Raw genomic sequence first — 5,781 nt, 5'->3', positions numbered from 1 at the left:
CAGTCTGGGATGGTCGGTCAATTTGACCTGAAGTGAGCCTGAACTGACCGCTAAAACCGCGTCGACGCAAGAGTTCGCTATGCTCTGAGGCAGAGATCAGAGCAACACGCTCACACACGGGGTCTAGATCATGGATAAGCATCAGCATCCGGCTGGAAGCACCTCCCCACCATTTTGGAGGCGCAAAACAGGCGTTGTACTGATCATGCTCATTGCGATCGGTGCCTTTTACGGGGTGCGGGAACATTTCACCCACGTTTATCCGTATTTGCCCTACCTCATCCTGTTGATCTGTCCATTGATGCATTTTTTTGGACATGGACATGGCGGACATGACCATGGCGATCAGGCAGGAACCAACAAGGAAGAGAAATAGCTATGCCCACTCCACCGAGCCACCACGATCACGGTCCCGCCCACGCTGCCTCACCCAATGACGGTGGTCTACGCGACCCGGTGTGCGGTATGGCGGTTATACCTCCAAGTAAATTTGGCGAGTCTTACCAAGGACAGACGTATCAATTTTGTAGCCAGAAATGCCAAGAGAAATTTCGGGCAGATCCAGAACGCTACATTGGTAATCATCCCAGCGCTGAACCCAGCAGCGCCGCTATAGAGCCCACGCTACAGGTAGCCACTGAGTTTACCTGTCCTATGCACCCGGAAATAAGACAGCCAGGGCCCGGCAATTGCCCTAAATGTGGCATGACATTAGAGCCCGTCATGCCCGCGCTTGATGACGATGACAAACCCGAGCTCCTGGATTTCACCCGCCGCTTTTGGTGGTCGCTGCCTTTAACCGTAATGGTGGCCCTTCTAGCCATGGCGGGTCACTCATTACAAATCTTCCATGGTTCGGTTCAAAACTGGATCGAGTTCGCTCTTGCCACTCCGGTCACCTTATGGGCAGGTTGGCCCTTTTTTGTAAGAGGCATAGCATCCGTTAGAAATCGCAGTCCAAACATGTGGACTCTGATTGGTTTAGGTACTGCCGCAGCCTATCTTTACAGCGTCGCGGCAACCCTATTTCCCCAAAGTTTTCCCACCACCTTCATGCAAGATGGACGCATCGGCGTCTACTTCGAAGCCGCTGCGGTCATCATCTCGCTCACCTTGCTTGGGCAGATTCTTGAGCTCAAAGCACGGTCACAAACCTCCGCCGCCATTAAGTCCCTTCTTGGCCTATCTCCCAAGACTGCACGCAGGATCAACGCCGATGGTCAGGAGGAAGACATTCCTCTTACCCATGTTCACTTGGGAGACCATTTGCGGGTCAGACCTGGTGAAAAAGTGCCAGTTGATGGCTCTGTACTCGAGGGAGAAAGTGCGGTGGATGAATCCATGCTCACTGGTGAACCTGTGCCGGTCATGAAAAGAGCAGGGGATAGTCTGATCGGTGCCACGCTTAATACTCATGGAAGCTTGGTGATGGAGGCGCGAAAGGTCGGCGCTGACACCATGCTGTCGCAGATAGTACAAATGGTCGCACTAGCCCAACGCTCCAAAGCGCCCATGCAACGAATGGCCGACTCGATCGCCGGCTACTTTGTGATGGCGGTTATCGCGATTGCGTTGCTGACCCTCATAGGTTGGGGACTGTTCGGCCCGGAACCCAGCTGGGTCTTCGGCCTGATCAACGCTGTCGCCGTGCTTATCATCGCTTGTCCCTGTGCTCTGGGTCTGGCAACGCCCATGTCGATCATGGTTTCGACGGGTAAAGCCGCCAGTATGGGTGTGCTGTTCAGAGATGCCAGTGCCATCGAAAACCTTTGCAAGATCGACACACTGATTGTCGATAAAACGGGAACCCTGACAGAGGGACGGCCGGTATTTCACAGTGTGGAGGCCACACCAGATTTCAACCCACGCGATGTGCTTCAACTGGCCGCTAGCCTTGATCAAGGCAGCGAACATCCTTTGGCACACGCCATCGTCGATCACGCCCGAACTGAAAATATTGCGCTCACCAAGCCTGAATCGTTTGAGTCCGGCTCAGGGATTGGGGTGAGTGGTCTCGTTGATGGCAAGAAAGTACAGCTGGGCAACACTGCACTGATGGAAGCTGCCGGCGTGAGCACAAAGGTCTTACAAGAACGTGCAGAGTTGTTGCGCCTTGAAGGCATCAGCATCATCTATCTAGCAGTTGACGGGGTCTTGGCAGGATTACTAGCGGTCTCAGACCCGATAAAACCGACCTCTAAAGAAGCAGTCACCAAGCTTAAGGCTGATAACGTAAAAATCATCATGGCCACGGGAGACGGGCTCACCACCGCACGTGCTGTCGCCAAGGAGATGGGTATTGAAGAGGTTCATGGTGAAGTGAAACCTCAGGACAAGGAGCGCCTGGTGGCGGACCTCCAGCAATCCGGTCGAAAGGTTGCCATGGCCGGCGACGGTATCAACGACGCACCGGCCTTGGCGCGAGCAGATGTGGGCATTGCCATGGGTACAGGGACTGACGTCGCGATGAATAGCGCGCAGCTCACGCTGGTAAAAGGCGACCTGATGGGGATTTTACGGGCACGGGCACTTTCGGTTGCAACGGTAAAAAACATGCGGCAAAACTTGGGGTTCGCCTTCCTTTACAACTCAATGGGTATTCCCCTCGCCGCAGGCCTGCTCTATCCACTGACGGGGCACCTTCTGTCTCCAATGATTGCTGCGTTAGCCATGAGCGTCAGTTCTGCGTCTGTAGTTTTCAATGCTTTGAGGCTGAGGAATACCCGAATTGAATGAGCGTAACCGATGCTCACAGCCCGCTATACATAACTCTTGACCTTACCGTGGTGTCAACGTTGATCTTGTTGTTGCGGTGAAAATAGACTGCTCAGCACAAGAGGAATAACCATGTTCGTCTTAAACGTATCAGGCATTGGTTGCGGTAGCTGCGTCAGCAAAATCACCAAAGCAATTCAGTCACTGGACAGCGAGGCTATGATTTCCGTGGATCGCGCAGCAGGTAAGGTAAGCGTTGAAAGCAGTGAAAACCCAGAGCAAGTCCGTAAAACTGTCGAAGCACTCGGTTTCCCTTCCCAAATCAGCGCCTGAGGCGCTGATTCCCTCGCTGGGTAAAGTTTATTATTCACCTCGCAGAGCTTTAAGTAGCCCCTTAAATGCTCCATTTAATCTAGTAAAGGCGGTTTCGAAATGAATTTCATTTTCCGTATACTTTGCGACCTCGACCTGTTGATCCACAGTATTTTGATCAATGGAAGGTTGGTTCGGCGTACTGTAAAGCAAAGCACCGCCGTGAATATCACTTACTAATTCGTTTACGGCAATATGTTTTGGGTTTGTTGTTTTTAAAGAGAACGGAGTAGCCAAACCTCCTTTTGTTTGGCTAGCCAGTACAGCAGAAAAGTCCAAGTCCCTGGCCTTAAAGTTAGGAGTGTCGGCATTAGCGATATTATTGCTAAGTACCTCAGCTCGTTGGCTGCGAAAACGTAATGCTCTTTCTGCGGAGCCAAGCGCTTTGTCAAAATTAATACTCACCGGTGGCCACCTTTAGTTACGCTGCCATTTAATTCCCACCTATCGAACACTCAAGTGCTTAACGTAGTGCGTCCGAGCCGATGTATGATTTCAGCGAAAAACTCAAAAAACGCCACGCCATCGTGCAGTGACCGGAAACTTACAACGCCGCACAGGTAAATTTTAGATGGTGGATGGAGGTTATGTGTCGTTGGATAGCTTAGACCTTACGGACTAATCACTCTGCATCTCAAGAGAAATATCGCAACCTGACACAACTGTAATATTGGCCTAAGCTTCCTGACAGGGGATGAGTCTTATAGTCCTATTGAGCCTCAAGCTCACCCCCTAGAGTCAACGACTGATGTGGATTCAGGGGTCACCAATAATCATCCGAGGCCCCCCAAATGAACCCTATCAAAACCTTGTTCGTCATCGCGGCTCTGACCGTCTCTTCTTTGGCTATGGCTGAAGGGGGTGGTGACCGGACTTTCGCACGCATGGAAGTGGCCAGGAATAATTCGATGGAATCGTACCGAGTAGCTCAAACGCAAAATGCCCAACATCCCGTCGCTGAAAGCAAAGCCAAGGCGATGGATCACAAGAATTGCTAAATAGCTAGCCCTCCAAGCTGACAGAAATGTAATCACTGCGGTGGTTTAAATGTGGCAATTTCTGAGCTCGCTTGCCGTAAGAGTTTGTCTTTTGTGACGGTGGGCAAAGCTGATCCGGGCAACTCATGATCGGTTGTTTCGCACGGCTTCCCTTTTGACTGATTGGAAATAAACGGCATGCATTCCAAAACCTCTAGACGGACATTCGTAAAAGGCTTGGCCGCTGGTGGCATTCTCGGCGGCTTTGGCCTTTGGCGCACTCCAGTATGGGCGGTGACAAGTCCAGGTCTGCCGAGCGTACTCACCGGCAATGAATTTGATCTGTTTATTGGTGAAACACCTGTAAACATTACCGGCTCGCCGCGAACAGCCATGACCATCAATGGATCATTGCCAGGACCTTTGCTGCGTTGGCGCGAAGGAGAGACAGTCACCCTGCGTGTAAAAAACCGCCTGGACCAAGACACCTCAATCCATTGGCACGGGATCATTCTGCCGGCCAATATGGACGGTGTACCTGGCTTGAGTTTCCATGGCATCGCACCCGACGGCATGTACGAGTACAAGTTCAAGGTTCATCAGAATGGTACGTACTGGTACCACAGCCACTCGGGCTTACAGGAGCAGGCAGGGGTTTACGGGCCAATCGTTATCGACTCGAAAGAGCCTGAACCTTTTCAATACAACCGCGACTATGTGGTGATGTTGACTGATTGGACCGATGAAGATCCTAGTCGCGTCATGGCCAAGCTTAAGAAACAGTCGGGCTACTACAACCACCATAAACGCACCGTTGGTGATTTTATCGACGATGTCAGTAAGCAAGGTTGGTCAGCTACAGTAGCTGACAGGAAGATGTGGGCTGAAATGAACATGAGCCCAACCGACCTTGGAGACGTCAGCGCAGATACTTACACCTATCTCATGAATGGCCAGGCGCCAAACGGTAACTGGACCGGTATTTTCAAGCCGGGTGAGAAGCTACGACTACGCTTTATCAACGGCTCGGCGATGAGCTATTTCGACGTCCGCATTCCTGGTTTGAAAATGACCGTTGTGGCCGCCGACGGCCAACACGTCAACCCAGTGAGTGTTGACGAATTCCGCATCGCCGTAGCTGAAACGTATGACGTGATCGTAGAGCCTGCCAGTGAAGAGGCTTACACCATCTTCGCCCAGTCTATGGATCGGACGGGTTATGCACGCGGAACCCTCGCTCTTCGTGAAGGGCTAGTTGCTCAGGTACCTGCTATAGATCCACGTCCAATCGTCACTATGGATGACATGGGGATGGGCGGTATGGCTGGTATGGACCATGGCAGCATGGCTGGTATGGGCGGCGCAGAGAAGACACCAGGTGACATGTCCGGCATGGCGGGCATGGCGGGCATGGACCACAGCAAGATGACCGGTATGGACCAAAGTGACATGACCGGGATGACCGGCATGGACAGCGGTGACATGACTAACATGGCGGGCATGGATCACAGCAAGATGGCTGGGATGGGCAATGGTGATATGTCAGGGATGGCTGGCATGGGTGGTATGGGTGGAGAAATGCAGACACACCCTGCCTCTGAAACCAACAATCCCCTGGTTGATATGCAAGCCATGAATCCAACGCCAAAGCTAAGTGATCCGGGCATAGGCTTGCGGAACAATGGTCGTCGAGTGCTCACTTACTCCGACTTGAAAA

General features: G+C 52.1%; 6 protein-coding genes. 5 read left to right on the top strand and 1 reads right to left on the bottom strand.

The window, feature by feature from the left end; translation table 11 throughout:
- The first annotated feature begins 130 nt into the window (after window positions 1–130).
- The 3 genes from ACODSV_RS35845 (at window position 131) to ACODSV_RS35835 (ending at window position 3,048) form a co-directional block, all read left to right on the top strand.
- Window positions 131–376: a DUF2933 domain-containing protein gene (locus tag ACODSV_RS35845; protein WP_032899631.1), complete on the top strand. Its 246-nt coding sequence runs from the start codon at window positions 131–133 to the stop codon at window positions 374–376.
- A gap of 2 nt (window positions 377–378) precedes the next feature.
- A complete protein-coding gene (locus ACODSV_RS35840; RefSeq protein ID WP_024073349.1) occupies window positions 379–2,736 on the top strand; it encodes a heavy metal translocating P-type ATPase in 2,358 nt (785 codons plus the stop codon).
- A gap of 111 nt (window positions 2,737–2,847) precedes the next feature.
- Complete coding sequence (locus ACODSV_RS35835) at window positions 2,848–3,048, top strand: heavy-metal-associated domain-containing protein (RefSeq protein ID WP_008437435.1); 201 nt, start codon at window positions 2,848–2,850, stop codon at window positions 3,046–3,048.
- Between the two features lie 30 nt (window positions 3,049–3,078).
- Here the strand turns inward: ACODSV_RS35835 and flgB are convergent, their stop codons facing one another.
- The gene (gene flgB, locus ACODSV_RS35830; protein ID WP_008437437.1) at window positions 3,079–3,492 is read right to left on the bottom strand and encodes a flagellar basal body rod protein FlgB; all 414 of its coding nucleotides are present in this window, start codon (window positions 3,490–3,492) and stop codon (window positions 3,079–3,081) included.
- Between the two features lie 386 nt (window positions 3,493–3,878).
- Between flgB and ACODSV_RS35825 the strand changes: the two genes are divergently transcribed.
- Together ACODSV_RS35825 and ACODSV_RS35820 are read left to right on the top strand one after the other, a co-directional pair.
- A complete protein-coding gene (locus ACODSV_RS35825; RefSeq protein ID WP_019821302.1) occupies window positions 3,879–4,085 on the top strand; it encodes a co-regulatory protein PtrA N-terminal domain-containing protein in 207 nt (68 codons plus the stop codon).
- Between the two features lie 177 nt (window positions 4,086–4,262).
- The coding region (locus ACODSV_RS35820; RefSeq protein ID WP_489047479.1) for a copper resistance system multicopper oxidase at window positions 4,263–5,781 on the top strand (1,519 nt) is incomplete at its 3' end.

Source organism: Pseudomonas sp. FG86, assembly GCF_057808775.1.
This window is presented reverse-complemented; position numbering and strand designations above follow the sequence as displayed.

Bases quoted from the DNA above. Each gene is read 5' to 3' on its own strand.
- ACODSV_RS35835 (WP_008437435.1), top strand. From the start codon at position 2,848: ATGTTCGTCTTAAACGTATCAGGCATTGGTTGCGGTAGCTGCGTCAGC.
- ACODSV_RS35840 (WP_024073349.1), top strand. From the start codon at position 379: ATGCCCACTCCACCGAGCCACCACGATCACGGTCCCGCCCACGCTGCC.
- ACODSV_RS35825 (WP_019821302.1), top strand. From the start codon at position 3,879: ATGAACCCTATCAAAACCTTGTTCGTCATCGCGGCTCTGACCGTCTCT.
- ACODSV_RS35845 (WP_032899631.1), top strand. From the start codon at position 131: ATGGATAAGCATCAGCATCCGGCTGGAAGCACCTCCCCACCATTTTGG.